This window comes from Persicimonas caeni (genome assembly GCF_006517175.1).
GTDB classification, from domain to species: domain Bacteria; phylum Myxococcota_A; class Bradymonadia; order Bradymonadales; family Bradymonadaceae; genus Persicimonas; species Persicimonas caeni.
On the sequence record NZ_CP041186.1, the window covers coordinates 7,302,813 to 7,321,558 of the forward strand.

Sequence of the window (18,746 nt, forward strand, 5' to 3'; positions counted from 1 at the left end):
AAGTTTCTCACGACCTCGAGGGCGATCTCCGCCCCCTCATCAGGGAGCGCTCCGGAGACGGTATATGACCACCGAAGACCACAGACATGGACCGGATGACGAGCCGCGGTGGTCGTCCATCCAACCGGCGCTGACGCCATGCGACGATACCGAGCGTCGCTACGAGACGCTGGTGAACTCGCTGAACGCGATTTTCTGGGAGTTCGATCCCTGCTCGATGGACACGCTGTACGTCAGCCCGCAGGTGGACCGGATTCTGGGCTACGAGCCGCGGCAAGTGCTCGAAACGCCCAACTTTTGGGTCGACCACATCCACCCCGACGATCGCGACTGGGTTCTACAGCGGTGTCTCGAGAGCGCAGAAAACGGACAGGAGCATGCATTCGAGTACCGGCTTCTGAACGCCGAAGGCCGAGTCGTCTGGCTGCGCAAAAACGCGGTCATCGACGTGACCGCCGCCGGCGACAAGATCATTCGCAGTGTGATGCTCGATATCACCGAAGCCAGAGAGGCCCAGGCGGCCAGTCGCGCCAAGAGTATGTTCTTGGCGAACATGAGCCATGAGATTCGCACGCCGATGAACGCGATCATCGGAATGTCGGAGCTTCTGGGAGACACCTCCCTCGATACGTTACAGCGCGAGTATCTCGAGATGCTCGACGAGTCGGCGCATTCGCTGTTGCGGTTGCTCAACGATATCCTCGACTTCTCGCGCATCGAAGCGGGTGAGCTCGAACTGGAAGAGCGCTCGTTCGACGTCGATGAGACGTTGGGCACGCCGCTGCAGATGTTGGCCAGCCGGGCGGCCGACAAAGGCTTGGAGCTGTCGTACGAGGTCGACGGTGCAGTTCCCACGCGTCTGGTGGGGGATCCCGGCCGCCTACGGCAGGTGCTGATCAACCTGGTGACCAACGCCATCAAATTCACCGACGAGGGCGAAATTGGCGTCCATGTCGGCGTCGACTGGCGTGTGGACGAGCAGGTGTGCCTGCATGTCTCGGTCCGTGACACCGGCAGCGGCATTGACCCGGAGGTGACCGAGTTCATCTTCGGTGCGTTCAACCAGCTCGACGATTCGCTGACTCGCCGCTGTGAAGGGACGGGGCTAGGCCTGGCGATCAGCCGTCAGCTGGTAAGCTTGATGGGCGGTGATATCTGGGTGGACAGTTCGCCCGGGGTTGGGAGTACGTTTCACTTTACAGCCGATGTGGGCGTCGCCGCGTCGAGCCATCTTATCGGTCAGCCCGTCGGCCGAGAGAGTCTCACCGGAGTACGCGTGCTGATCGCGGATGACCATCCGGCAACCCGCACGATTTTGGCACGCACGGTCGAGCAGTGGGGCATGCGCCCGACGCTTGCTGCCACGGGAGCCGAAGTGCTCGAGGCGCTGCGTCATGCGCGGCGGTTGGGCGATCACTACTGCGTGGCGTTGATCGACGGTGTGATGCCGGACTTGAGCCACCAAGAGTTTCTCGAGTTGCTCGATCGTGAGGAGCTCGGGCAGGGCTGTGCCTTCGTGACCACGAGTACTGCCCACGACTATGCTCGCAGCGTGGATGGTGAGCACGGCGAGGCTCACCTGACCAAGCCGATCAAGCCCACCGAACTCTTCCAAGTGGCCGTGGATGCGCTCGGGCTCGGTGACGCCCAGCGGGTCCCCCGGCAGGAGAGGAAGCTCGAAGAGGTCACGCCGCTTCACGTGCTGTTGGCCGAAGACAGCCCCGTGAATCAGAAACTGGCGGTGACGTTGCTCGAAAAGCGCGGGCACTCCGTGGTAACGGCCCGCACCGGAAAAGAGGTGCTGGAGCGACTCGACGAGGCCAGCGGGGAGTTCGACCTCATTTTGATGGATATCCAAATGCCGGAGATGGACGGTGTCACCGCCACTCGAAAGCTGCGCGAGCGTGAGAAGTCCGCCGGTACGGGGGTTCATATTCCGGTCATCGCGCTGACGGCTCACGCCATGAAGGGCGATCGCAGCCGATTTCTGGCGGCGGGCATGGACGACTACCTGGCCAAACCGATCAAGAGCGCCGATCTGTACGAAACTTTGGCGAAATTTGGCAGCTAGTGGTGGCGCACCGCCAGCTGCCGGGCAGGGCGCTTACTCGGGCAAATCCATCTCGCTCTCGAGCAGGCGAATCGCCGAGCGAATGTCGTTCATCGAGTGCGGGTTTCTGGCATCACCCAGCGCGTCGCCGAGTTCGCGGCAGACATCCTGGCGCTCGATGGAGTCGGGGTCGACAATCCCGCCGAACACGCGTGCACACTGCAGACGAATCCAGTGAGGGCTGTCTTCGCCGAAGGGCGGATCCTTTTGGACGTGCTCGAAGCGTGCCGGATCTTCGTGGAGCAAGCAGTAGAGGCGAACGATCCACGCATACTCTTGCGCCTCTCGGTTGGTGCGGTCGTCGGCCAGGCAGCGCTCGCAAAGCCGGATCGCCTCGCGGCGCCGTCCGGCCTTGCGATACAGCTCGGCCTTGAGCGGCAGCACGTTCGCCGGCATCCGGATGGGACCCAGGCGCTCGATGCCCTCTTCATAAAGCCCGCCGCGGTAAAAAGAGGTGATCAAGTTCGTGAACGTGATCTCGTCGGGCGCCACGTCGCTGTCGAGCATGCGCTGATAGATATCCCAGGCCGCTTCGGGTTGTTCGGCGTCTCCAAAGGCCTTCATCAGGATATTGAACGTGAAGTCGTTGGGGCGCACGCCCGCCTCGGGCATCTCCTCGTAGATGCGCAGCGCGCGTTCGGGTTGGCCTGCGTCGCCGAACGCTTTGATGAGCGTCGAGAATGTGATGACGTCTGCCTGGAGCGCATCTTCGAGCATCTCACGGTAGACGGCGTAGGCGCGCTCGGGCTGGCCGATGTCGCCAAACGCCTTGATGAGGCTGTTGAACGCAATCGCGTTGGGCTCGATCTCGAGACGATCCATCACGTCGAACATCTCGCGGGCGCGCTCGGGTTGCCCCGCGTCACCAAATGCTTTGATCAGCGTCGAGAAGGTGATGACGTTGGGCGAGATGCCGTCACCGATCATCGCCTCGTAGACCTGCCATGCACGCTCGGGCTGGCCGGCATCCCCAAAGACTTTGATGAGGATGCTGTAGGTGACCACGTTCAATTCGAGGCCGATATCGCCCAGCGTCTGGTAGACGTCCCAGGCACGGTCGGGCTGGTCGGCGTCGCCGAAGGCCTTGATCAGGATGTTGTACGAGATCTCGTCGGCGCGCACTCCCTTCTCGAGCACGGTCTGGTAGACGTTCCAGGCGCGGTCGGGTTGTCCGGCGTCGCCGAAGGCCTTGATCAGCGTCGAATAGGTGATCAAATCCGGCTCGACGTCGGCTTCGAGCATCTGCCCGTAGACGTCCCAGGCACGGTCGGGCTGGTCGGCGTCTCCAAAGCTCTTAATCAATGTCGAATAGGTGATGACGTTGGGGGCGACACCCGCGTCGAGCATCTGCTGGTAGACCTCCCAGGCGCGGTCGGGGTCGCTATTGTCGCCAAACGCCTTGATGAGGATGCTGTAGGTGATGACGTCGGCCTCCACGCCGCTGTCGATCATCTGCCCGTAGACGTCCCAAGCGCGCTCGGGCTGCTGGGTATCCCCAAAGGCTTTGATCAGGCTCGAATAGGTGACCACGTCTGCGGTGACCTCCGAGGCGTCCATGGTCTCGAAGACCTTCCAGGCGCGCTCGGGTTGGCCGGCATCTCCAAAGACTTTGATGAGCGCGCTGTACATGATCACGTTCGGCGTGACTCCACTGGCGCCCATCGTCTCATAGACCTGCCAGGCGCGCTCCGTTTGTCCCGCACTGCCCAGCGCGTCGATCAAGCTCGAGTAGGTGATGACGTTGGGCTCGACCCCCTGACCGAGCATCTGTTGGTACACATCCCACGCCGCTTCGGGTTGCCCGGCGTTGCCACAGGCGCGAATCAGGCTCGAGTAGGTGACCACGTTCGGCCGGATATTCTCGTCTTGCATGCGCTCGTACAGCGCAAACGCATCGGCGGCACGTCCGGCATCGCCAAACGCCTTGATGAGGCTCGAGTAGGTGATGACGTTGGGCTCAATTCCGCCGTCGCTCATCGTCTCGAAGACCTCCAGCGCACGTTCGGCATCGTCGGCGTCGCCGAAGGCCTTGATGAGCACGTTGAAGGTGATGACGTTGGGGGTGACGCCCGAGGCGAGCATCGTCTCGAAGACCTCCCAGGCCCGCTCGGCGTCGCCGACGTCGCCAAAGGCTTTGATCAGCGCGCTGTAGGTGACCACGTTGGGCGACTCGCCGCGCGAGAGCATCTCGCGGTAGATCTTCCAGGCGCGCTCGGGCTCTCCGGCGTCGCCGAACACTTTGATCAACGTCGAGTAGGTGATCACATCGGGCGCGATGTTCTTGTCGACCATCTCCTCGTACATCTCCAAGGCGCGTTCGGGACGGTTGGCGTCACCAAAGGCCTTGATGAGGATGTTGAAGGTAAAGTCGTTGGGTGCGATACCGTCGGAGACCATCAACTCGTAGGTCTCGAACGCGCGCTCGGGTTGGCCGGCATCGCCCAGAGCTTTGATGAGGATGTTGAAGGTAAAGTCGTTGGGGATCGCCCCCGCCTCGCGCATGCCCTCGAACAGCGCATAGGCCTTGCGGGGCTGGCCGGCGTCGCCAAAGGCTTTGATGAGGCTGTTGTAGGTGATGATGTTGGGCGCAATGCCCTGGTCGAGCATCGTCTCGCAGGCCTTCCAGGCACGGTCGGGCTGGCCGGCGTCGCCAAAGGCTTTGATGAGGCTATTGTAGGTGACGATGTTGGGCTCGACACCCTCGGACTTCATCTTCTCGAAGATCTCCCAGGCGCGCTCCGGGTCACTGGCATCACCAAATGCCTTCACCAAGATGCTGTAGGTGATCACGTTGGCAGCGACGCCCTGCTCGAGCATCTCCTGATACGCCTTCCACGCACGGTCGGGTTGCCCCGCATCACCAAACGACTTGATCAAGTTCGAGAAGGTGTAGGCGTCGGGCTTGGCGCCTTCTTGCAGCATCTGCCGATAGACGCCCCACGCACGATCGGGCTGGCGCCGATACGCCATGATCAGATTGTTGGCGATGATGGCGTTATTCGACCATCTGGCAAACGCCGCCTCGAGCAGGCGCGTGGCTTCGCGGTACTTCTTCTCCTTGCGAAGCGTCTTCACCTGGCGAGTGACATCGCGCGGATGCTCGGGAAGCTCGATGCTGTGATTGATTGCTTTATTCATGATGACCTGACCGTTACTGCTGGCAGGGCGTTCTTTCGTTACCGTTATGGGTGCAGCCAAAACACGAAACGTCGACGCCTTTTCGACCCCCGCGGGTTTAACCGTTCGGTCGATTGTGCGTTTTGACGCAGTGCGTTAAAGCTTTGGCACCGCACTAGTCTAAGACACTGATGTGGCAACTACAAGTTCTCGCCCAATGATTTTCCCCCGGACTATGGCGATTCGCGATGGATGTGGCGCTCGGCCCCCGATATTCATCCATCCAAAAAAGCAGTAGAGTCAGCAGCGATAAACATGGCCGGCTGCCGCGAATATCAACTGGCGGACGGCGGTTGCTAATTCCGAACAAACTCCTGTCCGTGTTGTATTGTTGCTTAAAAGCTGTTGCATCTCAAGGGGTTGTTGGGGTTTGCGTGTGTCGGGGTGTGGCCGGCATTGGAGGAAACTTTGGCTGCAGAGGTTGAGAAACAGGGGAGGAGCGAGGGTCGGCCGCTTGTTCGGCGCCGTAGCGATTCGGCGGTAGGCATTTATGTGCACGTGCCGTTTTGCGCTCGCCAATGCCCCTACTGCGATTTCGCAGTCGACGTTCGACGCACCATTCCCCATCGCGAGTACGCCGACGCACTGCTCGAGGAATTCGAGAGCCGCAAGTCAGCGCTCGATGGCAGAAGCGTACGCACGATCTACTTCGGCGGCGGAACGCCTTCGATGTGGGAACCCTCCGAATTTCGTCGGGTCTTGCAGCGGCTGCGGGCGAGCGTGGGCGACGACCTCGTCGAGATTTGTATGGAGGCGAACCCAGTCGATATTCGGCGCGATCCGCTGGACGCGTGGGTCGATGCCGGCGTGACGCGCCTCAGTATCGGCTGCCAGAGTTTTCAGCCTCGAGTGCTCAAAATCCTCAACCGTATCCACACCCGTGACCAAGCACTTGCCGCCGTCGAACTCGCTATCGAGCACGGGCCCGAGGTTGTTTCCCTCGACCTCATCTTCGGCAATCCCGAGCAGACCATGCAGGAGTGGGAGCGTGATCTCGACGTCGTCGAGGGGTTGCAGGGCCTGAAGCACGTAAGCGCTTACAACTTGACGATCGAGCCGGGCACCGCGTTCAGCCGGCGCGTCGACCGAGGCCGACTCAGTGTCCCCGATGAAGATCGTTGCTTCGACATGCTCGAGCGTCTCATTGAGCGATGTGAGGCGATGGGCTTCGAGCGCTATGAAGTGTCGAATTTTGCCAGGCCCGGCTTTCGCAGTCGCCACAACACGCTGTACTGGACGGGGGCCGAGTACCTCGGATTGGGCGTCGGCGCCCATAGCCTGTGCATCGACTCGGAGGTGGGCGTTTATCGGCGCGCTAATCCTCGCCAGACAGCCAAGTACTTGGCCGATCCGGAGGCGGCTGACGGGGTGGAGCACCTTTCCGAGATGGAGCACTTCATCGAGCGGCTCTTTCTGGGGATCCGCACCCGCGAAGGGCTAGACTTCGATGAAGTGCGTCATCAGTTCGTTGAAGTGATTGACGAGGACTTGCTCCGGAAAGCTCGAGCAGAACTTGAAGGTTTCTGTGTGCAGGGCTTTATGGAGGCACGGGGCGCTGTCTTTGTTCCCACGCACAAGGGCCTCAATCTGGGGGACTCACTCGCAGAGCGACTCGCCGTGCTCGGCGATGGTGTGTGATTTAATTTAATTGCGTGGCCTGCGCATACTCAAGGTCGAAATTTGCAGCTTTGCGGTTGTCCACTGTAAGGGGCGAGGACCCACTCAGGCCGTTGCCAACGGTCCCTTCGGTCTGATACGATTCGGCGTGATTTCCGAATCAAACCACACAAGTACAGAACACTGGGTAAACCGCCTGGATTCTGCTCCGGACAGGGTCATTCATGACTGAACAGATCCGCGACCTGCAGCAAACGCTGAAGAGCGATCCCTCGAATCGTGAAGCTTTCGACGCCCTTGCCGATCAATACGCCGAGACGGGCGATTGGCGACGGCTTCGCTGGCACTTCGAAAAATACGCCGACTACCTGGAGGGGGAACAAGACTTCTCCCAACTCGTCTTCGTGCTCCGAGAGCTCTCAGAGGCCGAAGAGGACAACCAGGAGAAAGCCGCGATTTTGGTGGCCCTTGGCGACGTGCTCTTCGAGCGGGTCGACAACCACGACGAAGGCATGGACGCCTATCAAAAGGCGTTCAAGACCTATCCTGCGGATACCACCAGCTTGGATCGCGCGCGTCGCATCTATCGGGAGTCGGGTCAGTTCAAGCGCGTCTTGCTTCTGTACGATCTCGAAAAGCAGGTCAAGAAGGGCTCCGAACAGTTGGCTGATGTCTTGGTGAGTATCGCCCAAGTGCATGGTGACTTTTTGGGGGACTATGACAAGGCGATCGAATGTCTCGACGAGGCGCTCGAGAACGGCGGTGCCGATGGCGTCGCCGAAGCCATCAGGACCATTTATGAAGCCGGCGGCAGCGTCGAGTCGGCGGTCAAAGACAAGGTGCGCGAGGCACACGAGGTCGCAGGCCACGGCGACCAGAATCTGGCCGCCAAGTTGATGGTGGAAGCCGCGCGCCTCGAGAGTGCTCGCGAAGGTGGAGGGTTGCGCAAGGCCGCCGAGTTGGCCGAGCAAGCGCGCACCTTCGAGCCGGATCATTTCGAGGCCGGCGAGTTCTTGATGGAGCTCTACGCCGAACTCGAGCAGGAAGACGAGCTCAACGAGCTGACGGCGTCGCTAGAAGTCGATGGGGCTGAGGGCGATCCTGTCGACGAGGTCGAAGAGGAAGCCGAAGCCGAAGAGGAAGCAGATCCGATCGAGACGCTCGACGAGAGCTCTTTGGCCGCCGACGGCGGTCAGCCCGACTCCATCGTCGAAGAGGTGGCAAGCCTGGCGGGCGACTTCGACGAAGCACGCGCGATGCTCGAGAACGATCCAGGTGATTTGGTCGCGTTGAATGTGGTTCGAGAGCGTCTTCGTGAGGACGGCGCCTTCGACGAGCTTGTCGAACAGCTCGAAGCATCGGTCAAATACCTGCGCAAAAAAGAGGGTGAGCTCGACGTGATGGTCGAGCTGGCCAATACCTATTGGAAGGAGCTCGGCGATCTCGAAAAGGCCGAGTACTATTTCAAGCGCATCAAGCTGCTCGACTCCGAGCAGCCCGACATGATCGCCTTCTACGAGGAATTTTATCGCCGCGAAGGGGAGTGGCGAAAGCTGTTCTCGTTGCTCAGCGGCAAGCAGGCAGATGCGGCCGACGTCGAAGCTGCCCTCGATCTGGCGAGTCAGCTCGCCCAGATCGCCGAAATCCAGATGGGAAGCCCGGAAAAGGCGATCGACGTCTGGAAGAATTTCCTGCGAGAGCATGACCAGCATCCCGAAGCTCGGGAGCAGTTGCGTCGCCTCTATGAGGAAAACGGCAAATGGAACGCGCTGGTCGACTTCCTCAAGGACCGCGTGCGCCAGCTCGAAGACGAAGGCGAGGCGACCGCGGCAGCCAGGGTGTTGTTGCTCGAGCGTATCGCTGACATCTATCGCGACGAGCTCGGCCTCGACGTGATGGTCATCAACACGCTCAACAGCATCCTCGAGCTCGAACCCGAGCACGGCCCAGCATTCGAAGAGCTGCGCGTCAAGTTGCAGGATGGGAAGCGATGGAACGATTTGGCCGGTCTGCTCAACGAACGCGCCGAGTTGGAGCTCGCTGACGATAACGAGCTTCGAGCCGTCGAGCTGCTCCTCGAAGTGGCCGATATCTGGCAAGAGAACCTGCGTAATGTCACGCAAGCTCTGCCTTATCTCGAGCGTGTGGTCGAAATACAGCCCAACAACACCGGGGTGCGCGAGCGGCTGCGCGAGATCTACGAGCAGCGACGCGACTACGAGTCGCTCTTCGAGTTGATGTTCGCCGAAGCCGAACTCGAGAGTGGGGCGGTGCGCGAGGACCGGTTCGACGAACTCCTCGAGTTGGCCGAAGATCGGCTCCGAGACCCGGAGCGCACGGTTCGCGTGCTCGCGGAGCTTGTCGAACTGCGTCCCGATGACGACGAGCTACTCGATAAGCTCGAGTTCATCCACCGGCGCCGCGACGACCACGCGCGTCTGGCCGAACTCCTCGAGACGAAGGCAGAACGGCTCGACTCCGACGAGCGACGCGAGGCGCTTCGCGAAGCTGCCGAGCTGCGCGAAGCCGAGCTGGCAGACAACGACGGCGCGGCCCGCCTCTGGCAGAGGTTGCTCGAAGAGGACGTCGAAGACGAGTCGGCGCTCGAGCGTTTGACCGCCATATACATCGCTACCGAGCGCTTCGACGAGTTGCAGGAGGTCTACGCCGAACGAGACGGGCTCGACCAGTTGTGTGAGCTCCTCGAACTCGCAGCCGAGGAGGGGGCCGACGCCGAGGCCAAAAAACGCCTGCACCGGCGCGTGGCCGATATCGCGGCCGACGAACTCGACGACCTCGAGTTGGCCGTGGTTCACCTCGAAGAGCTCGCCGCTTTGGAAGAAGACCCACGCGACGTGGCCCGTCAACTCGACGCGCGCTACGGGGCGATGGGAGATCTCGAGGGGCGTCTGCGCGCCCACCGAATGCTCCTCGAGCATGCCGAAGACGACGACGCTCGTTTCGAGTTGCTCTTGGAAATGGGACAGCTCGAGACCGATCGTGATGAGCATGCGGGCGCGCTCGAATGGCTCCTGCAAGCGGCGACGCTTCGCCCGGGGGACAGCCAGGTGCTCGACCTCGCCGAGCAAGCCGGCCGCGACAGCGAAGCGACCGGGCTCTTCGTCGAGCACTTGGAGTTGATCGCCGATGACGTAGACGATGAGGAGCTTCGCGCCCAGTTGTGGGCGCGTTTGGGGCGAGTCCTCCGTGATGATCAGGATAACTACGCCAGCGCGTTGGAGTACTTCGAGTTGTTGCGCGAGCGTGACCCGGAGGATCTCGACGTCCTCGAGGCGCTCGAGGGCCTGTATGACAAGGTTGACGAGCCGCAGAAGCGTATCGACGTGCTCCGCGAGCAGATCGACCTGTTGAGTTCACAGGGTGCTGAGCGGCTCGATCTGGTCGACCAACTCTCGAAGATTGCCGACGTGCAACGCACCCATTTGGGAGAGGCCGACGCGGCCCGGGAGACTTACAACGAGATTCTCGACCTGGAGCCCAATCATGTCGGCGCGCTGCGCGGCATCCGTGGGCTTCACCGCGCCGAAGAGCAGTGGGACGAGGTGATCGATTCGCTCCATCGCGAGTTGAGCCTTCTGTCGCTCGATCAGACCGAAGCGCGTATCGACGCGCAAATGGAGCTGGCCGACACGCTTCGCCTGCACAAAGAAGACCACCGCGAGGCGATCCATGCCTACGGCCAGGTGCTGGCAGACGATCCGCAGCATGAGGGGGCAGTGGCCGCCGTCGAGGAGCTGTTGAGCGAGCCGGAGTTGGCCCGCGAGGCAGCACTGATGCTCGAGCCGATCTTCCGCGAAACCGACCGTCCGGCGCAGCTCGCCAAGGCGCTCGAGGCTCGCCGCGAGGTCGCCAGCGACCGCTTCGAGGAGGCCGAAATCCTCGATGAACTCATCCCGCTCTACAAGGACCGTCTAGACGACACCGAGCAAGCTTTCGCCCACGCGTGCCGCGAGTTCGAGCTCGATCCGGGCCGCGAAGAGGTCTGGCTGCGCGTCGAGCAGCTGGGCGCCTCGCTCAATCGCTGGGAGAAGATCGAAGAGGTCTTCGCCGAGCACGCTCCCGAGGGCCATGATCTTGCGCCCGGCCGGGTCAACTTGCTTCGCCACCTGGCGGCGATCCGTGAGTACCGTCTGGGTAAAAAGGAAGAAGCCCTCGAGACGTGGGAGCAGATCCACGAGGTCGAGCCTTCGGAGTTGTCGGTTGTGGAGGCGTTGGAGCGCCTCTACCGCCAGCTCGGCCGTCAAGAGGAGTTGGTCGACGCGCTGGAGGCCAAGGAGCGGTTGCTCGACAACGACGAGGCGCGCATCGAGGTCCTCGAAGAGGTCGCCCAACTGTGCGACACCGTCCTCGAAGACGCTCCGCGCACCATTGAGGTGTTCAGGCGTGTTCTGCTTCTGGAGGCCGACCATGAGGTCGCCGTCGACGGATTGGTGCGTCTGTACGGGGCACGAGAGGAGTGGCACGAACTCGACGAGTTGTACGTCAGCCAGGCGGATTTGGCCGTCGATCCCGACAGGCGACGTCGATTCCTGCTCGAGCTGGGCAAGCTTCGCGCCGAGCAGTTGGCCGATTACGCCGGTGCCGCCGACTTGTTGTCTCAGTTGGTGACCGAAGACCCCGGCGATGACGAGGCGGTCAGTGCCCTCGAGGCGCTCGACGAGACGCTGCTGAACCTGGGCGATCGACCGGGGCTTCGCCTCGATCTGGCCCGTACCCTCGAGCCGGTATACCGAAGTCGTGACGAGGCCGGCAAACTCGCCGCCGTTTTGTCGGTGCGCGCCGAGCAGACGCACGAGCCGTTCGAGAAGGTGGCCTTACTCGACGAGTTGGTCGATTTGTATTTGGGTCGCCTTTCGGACGACGACGCGGCCTTCGAGGTGTTGCTCGAAGGCGTGGTCGTCGATCCGGAAGACGAGGGGCGCCGCTCGCGGCTCATGGAGGTCGCGCGCCGCCTCGAGCGGCTCGAGGATGGCGCACACGCGCTCGAAGAGGCGGCGGTGGAGGCCGACCCGATGGCGGCGGGCGCGATTTATCGCCAGCTCGGCGCATTGTACGAAGACACCCTGCAACGGCCGAGCGACGCGATTGCGGCCTACGAGCAGGCGCGTGAGCAGGACGAACGCGACGAGCAGGCCTTGTTGGCCTTGGAGCGTTTGTACCAGAACACGAGCGACTTCGACCGCCTGGTTGAAAACCTGCGACAGCAGGTGCTCTTCGGAGACCCATCCAAGCGCGTCTCGCTCCTCGAGCGTATGGGTACGCTCTACGAAGAGGTGCTCGATCGGCCCGAGGATGCCATCGACGTCTACGCCGAGTTGCTCGACGAAGAGCCCGACTCGACCGAGGCTTTCGAAGCACTGGAGCGACTCTACGCTCGTCTCGAGCGACATATCGATCTGGCCGATGTCATGAGGCGTCGTGCCGAGTCGACCTACGAAGAGGACGAGCGCGTGGCAGCTCTCGCGCGTCTGGCGCAGGTGTATCGCGCCGAGCTTCACGACGTGCACGAAGCGATCGCGGTTCATCGCGAAATCTTGGCAATTGCGCCGCAACGCCACGAGTCGCTCGATGCGCTCGAGGAGATTTTCGAGGAAGAGGCCCAATGGCACGAGTTGGCCGATATTCTGCGCCAAAAGCTGATGGCCTCGACTGACGACCAGACGGAATCTAAAGACACGCTCGAGCTCAAACTCGCCGGTGTGTTGCGCGAGCAACTCTTCGAAGTCGACGAAGCGCTCGGGTTTTACCGATCTGTGTTGCAGCGAACCCCCGGCAAAGCCGAGGCGATTGAAGCGCTCGAGGAGCTCGTCACCGACGAGAACTGGGCGCACCAGATCACCGAGGACCTCGTCGCGCACTACCGAAATGAGAGTGCGCATGAAAAGCTCGTCGAGCTCTACGAGGCGCGCAAAGAGCAGAGTTACGACCCGAGCGAGAAGGCCAATTTCCTCGAAAAGATCGCTCACACCTACCGTGACGGCCTCGACGACGCCGACGAGGCGATTTCGGCGCTGTCGGAGGCATGGAAGCTCGAGCCACATCGCGAAGAGCTCCACGAGCAGTTGCTCGACCTGGCGGGTCCGCTCGAGGCTTGGGCGCGCCTCGCCGAGGCCTACGAAGATGTGGTCATGAGCATCTCGGACCCCGACTTGATGGGCGAGTTGAGGTTGGCTCTCGCGCAACTGTACCGCGACCAACTCGACGACACCCCCCAGGCCGAGACGAATTTCCGGGAGGTGCTCGCCCTCGACGATCGCAACGAGGCGGCCTATGCCGCGCTCGAGAGCATCATGATCGGAGAGGACCGCTGGCTCGACTTCGTCGAGTTGTTGGAGCGCAAGTTCAACGTCTTCGTCGGCGAAGACGAAGCCGAAGCGCGCGACATTCTTCTGCGCGCGGCGACGGTCCAAGAGGAGCAGCTCGACGACGGGTTCAGTGCGGCCGAGACGTTCCGGCGCGTGCTCGACCTCGATCCGACCGACCCGAGCGCCAACAAGGCGCTGTCGCGGCTCTATCGAGAGCAGGAGCGCTGGCAGGATCTGGCCGACCACCTGCGTCAACGCATCGGGCTGACGACTGATCCGGAGCAGGCCGTCGAGCTCAAGCAGGAACTCGCAGACCTGCAGCGCACGCAACTGCTCGAGCCGATGGGGGCCCTGGATTTGTATCGCGAGGTTCTCAACTTCGAGCCCGACTACACCCCGGCGGTCGAGGCGCTCGAGGCGATGTTCGAAGATGAGGCGTCCATGCGCGCCGACATCGCGGAGACCCTCGAGCCGATCTATCGTCGCGAGGAGGCGCACGAGAAACTCGTCGACGCTCTCTTGGCGCGTGCCGAAGATTGTCGTTCGGTCGAAGCGGCGCGCACCTTCTTGCAAGAGTGTGCGCAGCTCGCCGAGGAGCACCTGGGCGACCGCGGTCGCGCTGCCGAGATTCTGACGCAGATCTTCGACAAGATTCCGGGCGACCGAAACGTTCGTCTGCAATTGCACCGCCTGCACACGGTGCTCGGGGAGTGGAATGACCTCGTGATGCTCTACGAGGACGTGTTGCAGAATAACTTCGAGGTCGACGACGAGTTGCGCGTCGATCTGCTCGTCGAAAAGGCAGCCCTGTACGAGGAGCGCCTCGGGGAGTTGGAGGATGCCCGTCAGGGCTACGCCGAAGTGCTTCTGTACGACGTCGACAACGACAAGGCGGTCGACGGCATCGAGCGCGTCTTGGCGCGCACCGAGAACTGGCTCGACCTGGCCGAGTTCTACCGTGACCGGGCCGATGCCACGACCGACCCCGACCGGAGTCGCGAGTGGCTCGAGCGTCTGGCCACGTTGTACGAAGAGGTGCTCGACGATCTCGACGAGGCGATCGCCGTCTATAGCCGGCTCAACGACCTGGACCCGGGCGACGAGGTCATCCAGGGCACACTTGCACGTCTGTACGGACACGCACGTCGTTGGCACGACCTTGCCGACTTGTACCGGCGTCGTATCGAGCAAACCTTCGAGCCCGAGGAGGCCATGGAGCTGCGTTTCCGGCTCGCCGGCCTGCTCGAGAGCGAACTCGACCTGCTCGACGATTCGCTGCAGATCTACCGCGATATTCTCGCCGATTCACCCGGCCACCAAGATACGCTGCGCGCCCTCGAGGGGCTGCGCCGCGATCTGGCCAATCGTGAGGGGGACTATGCGGCCTATCGCAGCCAAATCGTCGACCTGCTGCTCGAGCATTATAACGAGCAGAAGCACTGGCGTCGGTTCGCCGAGCTGCTCGAAGAAAAGCAGGAGCTCGTCAGTGATATCGGCGGGCGTGTCGACGCGCTCTCGGAGATGGCCGAGGTCATCCAGCGCGGAGCGCAGGACGACGCCGACAAGATGCGCGCGCTGATGAAACTGGCACGCGCCTACTGCATCGACCCGAACAACGAGAGCCTCAAAGAGCGGGTCCACGAGCGCGCCAACCAGCTCGACGGTTGGGAGCGGGTGATTCCGATCTTTTTGCGAGGGTTGGAAGCCTCCGATGACCCGGACGTCCAGGCGGCCATTCTCATCGCCGTGGCGGACGCCTACGCGGGGCCGCTCGACGATATCGAAAGCGCGATCACGGCCTACCAGCAGGCCGTCGAGATCAACGGTGACGAGCAGGCTCTCTCGCGCCTGCAGCATCTGTACGGTGAACTCGAGTTGTGGGGCCCGTTGGTCCGTGTGCTCGAGCGTCGCCTGGAGAACGAGTTCGACGGTGACACCCGCCAGAGCCTGCTCAAGCGCATCGCGATGATCTACGACGAGATCTTGGGGAGCCCCGAAGATGCGCTGCGCCGCTACGAGGACCTTCGCGAGGAGGATCCCTCCGAGTTGTCGGTCATCGACGCGCTGGTGCGCCTGTACGAGCAGACGGAGCGGTGGGCAGATTTGGAGGATGCGCTGCGCGCGAAGTCCGAGTTGCTCGAAGACGACGCCGAGCGTGTCGACACACTACGCCGGCTGGCGCGTGTTCAGGACGAGCAACTCGGCGAGCCGACCGAAGCGATCATGACCTATCAGACGGTCGTGGGGATCGACGAGGAAGACATCGACGCCGTGCGCGCGCTGTCTCGCCTGTTCCAGGGCACCCAACGCTGGCCGGAGCTGCTCGACAACTTGGCCGTCGAGCGCGACTTCGCCGCTGGGCTCGACGAACTCAATGACATCGAGATGCGCATGGCCATCGTCCTGATGGACAAGCTCGATGCCCCGTTCGACGCCGTCGAACACCTCGAGAACGTCGTCGAGCGTGACGCTGCCCACATGGACGCGCGCGAAGCACTGCTCGAGTTGCTCGACCGCCCCGAGGCTCGCGGCGACGTGGCTCCCATCCTCCAGCGGGTCTACCGCGGTCGCGAGGAGTGGGGCGAACTCCAGGGACTCTATGAGCAACAGCTCGAGTACCTCGAAGAGCCACAAAAGCGCGCCGAAGTGTTCATGGAGCTGGCTCAGCTTCAAGAGGAGCAGTTCGAGACGCGGCAGATGGCGTTTATCACGTTGGGTCGCGCCTTCCGCGAGCTTCCCGACGTGACCTTCCTGCGTCACGAACTCGAGCGGCTGAGCCGCAGCCTGGAGAACGTCGACGAGTTGGCCGCCGTCTACGAGGATACCCTCGAGATGGGCGCTCTCGATCCCGACGTCGAACTCGAGCTTCGCAAGCGTGTCGGTCAGCTGTACGCCGAGGAGTTGCAGGCGTTCGACGCATCAATCGAGCACTTCGAGGCCGCACAGCGCATCGACGAGTTCGACGCAGAGACCCTCGATTGGCTCGACCGTCTTTTCCAGCACACCAACCAGTGGGAGAAGCTGGCTGCGGTGCTCGAAACACGTCTTGCGGTGACCGACCCCGACGGAGTCAACGACGTTCGGTTCCGCCTGGCGTACCTGCGCGAGGTCATCTTCGAAGAGCATCACGACGCGCTCGACCTGTATCGTCAGATTATCATCGAAGAGCCCGAGCACGGTGGCGCGATCGAGGGCCTGGGGCGGATGATCGAGGACATCGAGATCCGTCGCGAGGTCTGTGATTTGCTCGAGCCTGTCTACAACGACCTGGGCGAGCGCGAGGCGCTGGCGAACCTGTTCGAGTTGAAGCTCGATGTCGCCGACAGCTCCGCCGAGCGGGCTGATTTGCATCGGCGTATCGCCGAGATTCAAATCGGGGACCTCGAGAATGTCTACGTGGGCTACGCGCACCTGGGCCGTGCACTGCGTGAGGACCCTCACGACTACGAGGTCCAGGAGCGCCTGGAGAGTTTGGCCGGCGAGCACGAGCTGTACGACCAACTCGTCGCGCTCTACGAGGACGTCGTCGAGGATCTGGAAGATCCGGTGCGGTTGGTCGAGCTGGCGATGAAGGCTGCCGGCTGGGCCTTCGACAGGCTCGAGGAAGCCGGCCGGTCGGCGGATATGTACCGAATGGTCCTCGATATCGAGCCGGAGAACGAAGACGCGCTCGATGCGCTCGAGACGATCGCGCGCACCGAGGACCAGCCCACCGCGTTGGAGGCCGTGCTGCGCAAAAAGGCCGAATTGCTCTTCGACCCCGACGAGCGCAAGAGTGTGTTGCTCGAGCTCGGTCAGGTGCGCATGCGCCTGGAGAGCTTCGACGAGGCCATCGAGGCCTACCAAGAGGCACTTACGCTCGATGAAGCAGATATGGAGGTGCTCCATCAGCTCGTCGCGCTCTTCGAGATCACCGAGCGCTACGAGGAGCTGGTCGACACGCTCGAGACGTTAGCCGCCTATATCAAAGACGCCGACGAGCAGCGCATGCTCTATGTGCGCATCGGCCAGTACACGCGCCACTTCGTCGACGCTCCCGAGCGTTCCATCGAGGCGTATCGTCGCGCCAATGAGCTGGCACCCGATGATCGCGATGTTCTGATGGCCCTCGAGGAGCTCTACGAGCAGACCGAGCAGTGGCATAACCTGCTCGAGATCGTCGAGCGCGAACTCGCCATGGTCGAGGAAGCCGAGGCCGACGATCCGGACGAGCGTTTGCGACTGTACGTGCAGCGCGCTCGCGTCAATTACGAGCATTTTGAGCAGGCCGAGCAGGCCATCGAGGATTATCAGCGCGCATTTGCTATTCAGAAGGACAGCGACCTCGTCGTCAGTGCCCTCGACGGCCTGTACCGTGCGGAAGGGCGCTGGGACGACTTGATGGAGCTCTATCGCGAGCAGTTACAGCTCGCCGGCGACGAGGACCGCCTCGTCGAATTGCACATCGAGATGGCCGACATTTGTCAGGAGCATCTCGACGATTTCGAGCGCGCCTTCGAGTTGCTCGACATGGTGTTGGAGCTTCGCCCGCAGAACCGTCGCGCACTCGACGTGCTCCAATCGATGTACGTTCAGTCGAACCAATGGGACGCGGTCGCCGAGGTCTTGTCACGCAAAGCGCAAGCCGAAGAGGGCGCCGCCAAGATCGAGCTGCTGCTCGAGCGGGCCGATGTCTTCGAGCAGAAGCTCGAGCAGCTCGACAGCGCCGCCGAGGTCTTCGTCACGATTCTCGAGGTCGACCCGACTCACCAGAGGGCGATCGACAAGCTCAAGGAGCTCTACGCGAGTATGGGAGCCTGGGCCGAGCAATACGCCATCCTCGAGCATGAAGCTGAGATGGCGGAGACCGAGGATGACAAAGTCGCCATCTTCTTGGCGATGGCCGAACTGGCGCGCAAGCAAATCGGTGATCCTGCACTTCGCACCGAAGCTCTCGAGCGCGCCTACGCGCTGCGCGGCGACGAATTGAGCATCGTCGAGCCGCTGCTCGACGCCTATATCGCCAGCGAGGACTTCGACCGCGCCGAGCCTATTTTGGAGAACATCATCGCCACGCTCAAAGATGAGCGGAAGATGCAGGATGTGGTGCGCTTCGAGCACCTCAAGGGCAAGCTGACCGAGCAGAAGGGCGATCTCGAAGGTGCCAAAGCGGCCTACGAGGCGGCTCACAAAGTCGACGCGACGTATATCCCGAACTTGCTCAGCTTAGGTAAGCTCTTGGTGCGCATGGACGACTGGGATTCGGCGCTCAAGATCTTCCAGACGCTCTTGCTCCACCAGATGAACATCAAGGACGACGAGCAGAAGGTCGAGCTGTTCTACTACCTGGGTCGCGTGCGCCTGCAGAAGGGCGATGCGCGTCGGGCCAAGGATATGTTCAGCCGCGCGCTGGGCATCGACGCCGACCACGAGCCGAGCAAGCAGGCGCTGGCCGAGTTGTAGGGTGGGGCAGCATAGTGGGCGCCTTGCAGAAGTCGGGCGCCCTCTATTGAAGTGGGATAATGATTTAAGGGCGG

At 62.1% G+C, this 18,746-nt stretch carries 4 protein-coding genes; 3 read left to right on the top strand and 1 reads right to left on the bottom strand.

Annotated elements, in window-relative coordinates:
* Nucleotides 1-64 precede the first annotated feature (64 nt).
* Nucleotides 65-2,071: a PAS domain-containing hybrid sensor histidine kinase/response regulator gene (locus FIV42_RS27155; protein ID WP_141200734.1), complete on the top strand. Its 2,007-nt coding sequence runs from the start codon at nt 65-67 to the stop codon at nt 2,069-2,071.
* A 33-nt stretch (nt 2,072-2,104) separates the two neighbouring features.
* Here the strand turns inward: FIV42_RS27155 and FIV42_RS27160 are convergent, their stop codons facing one another.
* Complete coding sequence (locus FIV42_RS27160) at nt 2,105-5,248, bottom strand: tetratricopeptide repeat protein (RefSeq protein ID WP_141200735.1); 3,144 nt, start codon at nt 5,246-5,248, stop codon at nt 2,105-2,107.
* Between the two features lie 447 nt (nt 5,249-5,695).
* Here FIV42_RS27160 and hemW point away from each other — a divergent pair, with 447 nt between their 5' ends.
* Together hemW and FIV42_RS27170 are read left to right on the top strand one after the other, a co-directional pair.
* Nucleotides 5,696-6,925 carry a radical SAM family heme chaperone HemW gene (gene hemW, locus FIV42_RS27165; protein ID WP_168210983.1) on the top strand — a complete coding sequence of 410 codons (1,230 nt, stop codon included), beginning with the start codon at nt 5,696-5,698 and terminating at the stop codon, nt 6,923-6,925.
* 203 nt (nt 6,926-7,128) lie between these two features.
* A complete protein-coding gene (locus tag FIV42_RS27170; protein WP_141200737.1) occupies nt 7,129-18,672 on the top strand; it encodes a tetratricopeptide repeat protein in 11,544 nt (3,847 codons plus the stop codon).
* Nucleotides 18,673-18,746 lie beyond the last annotated feature (74 nt).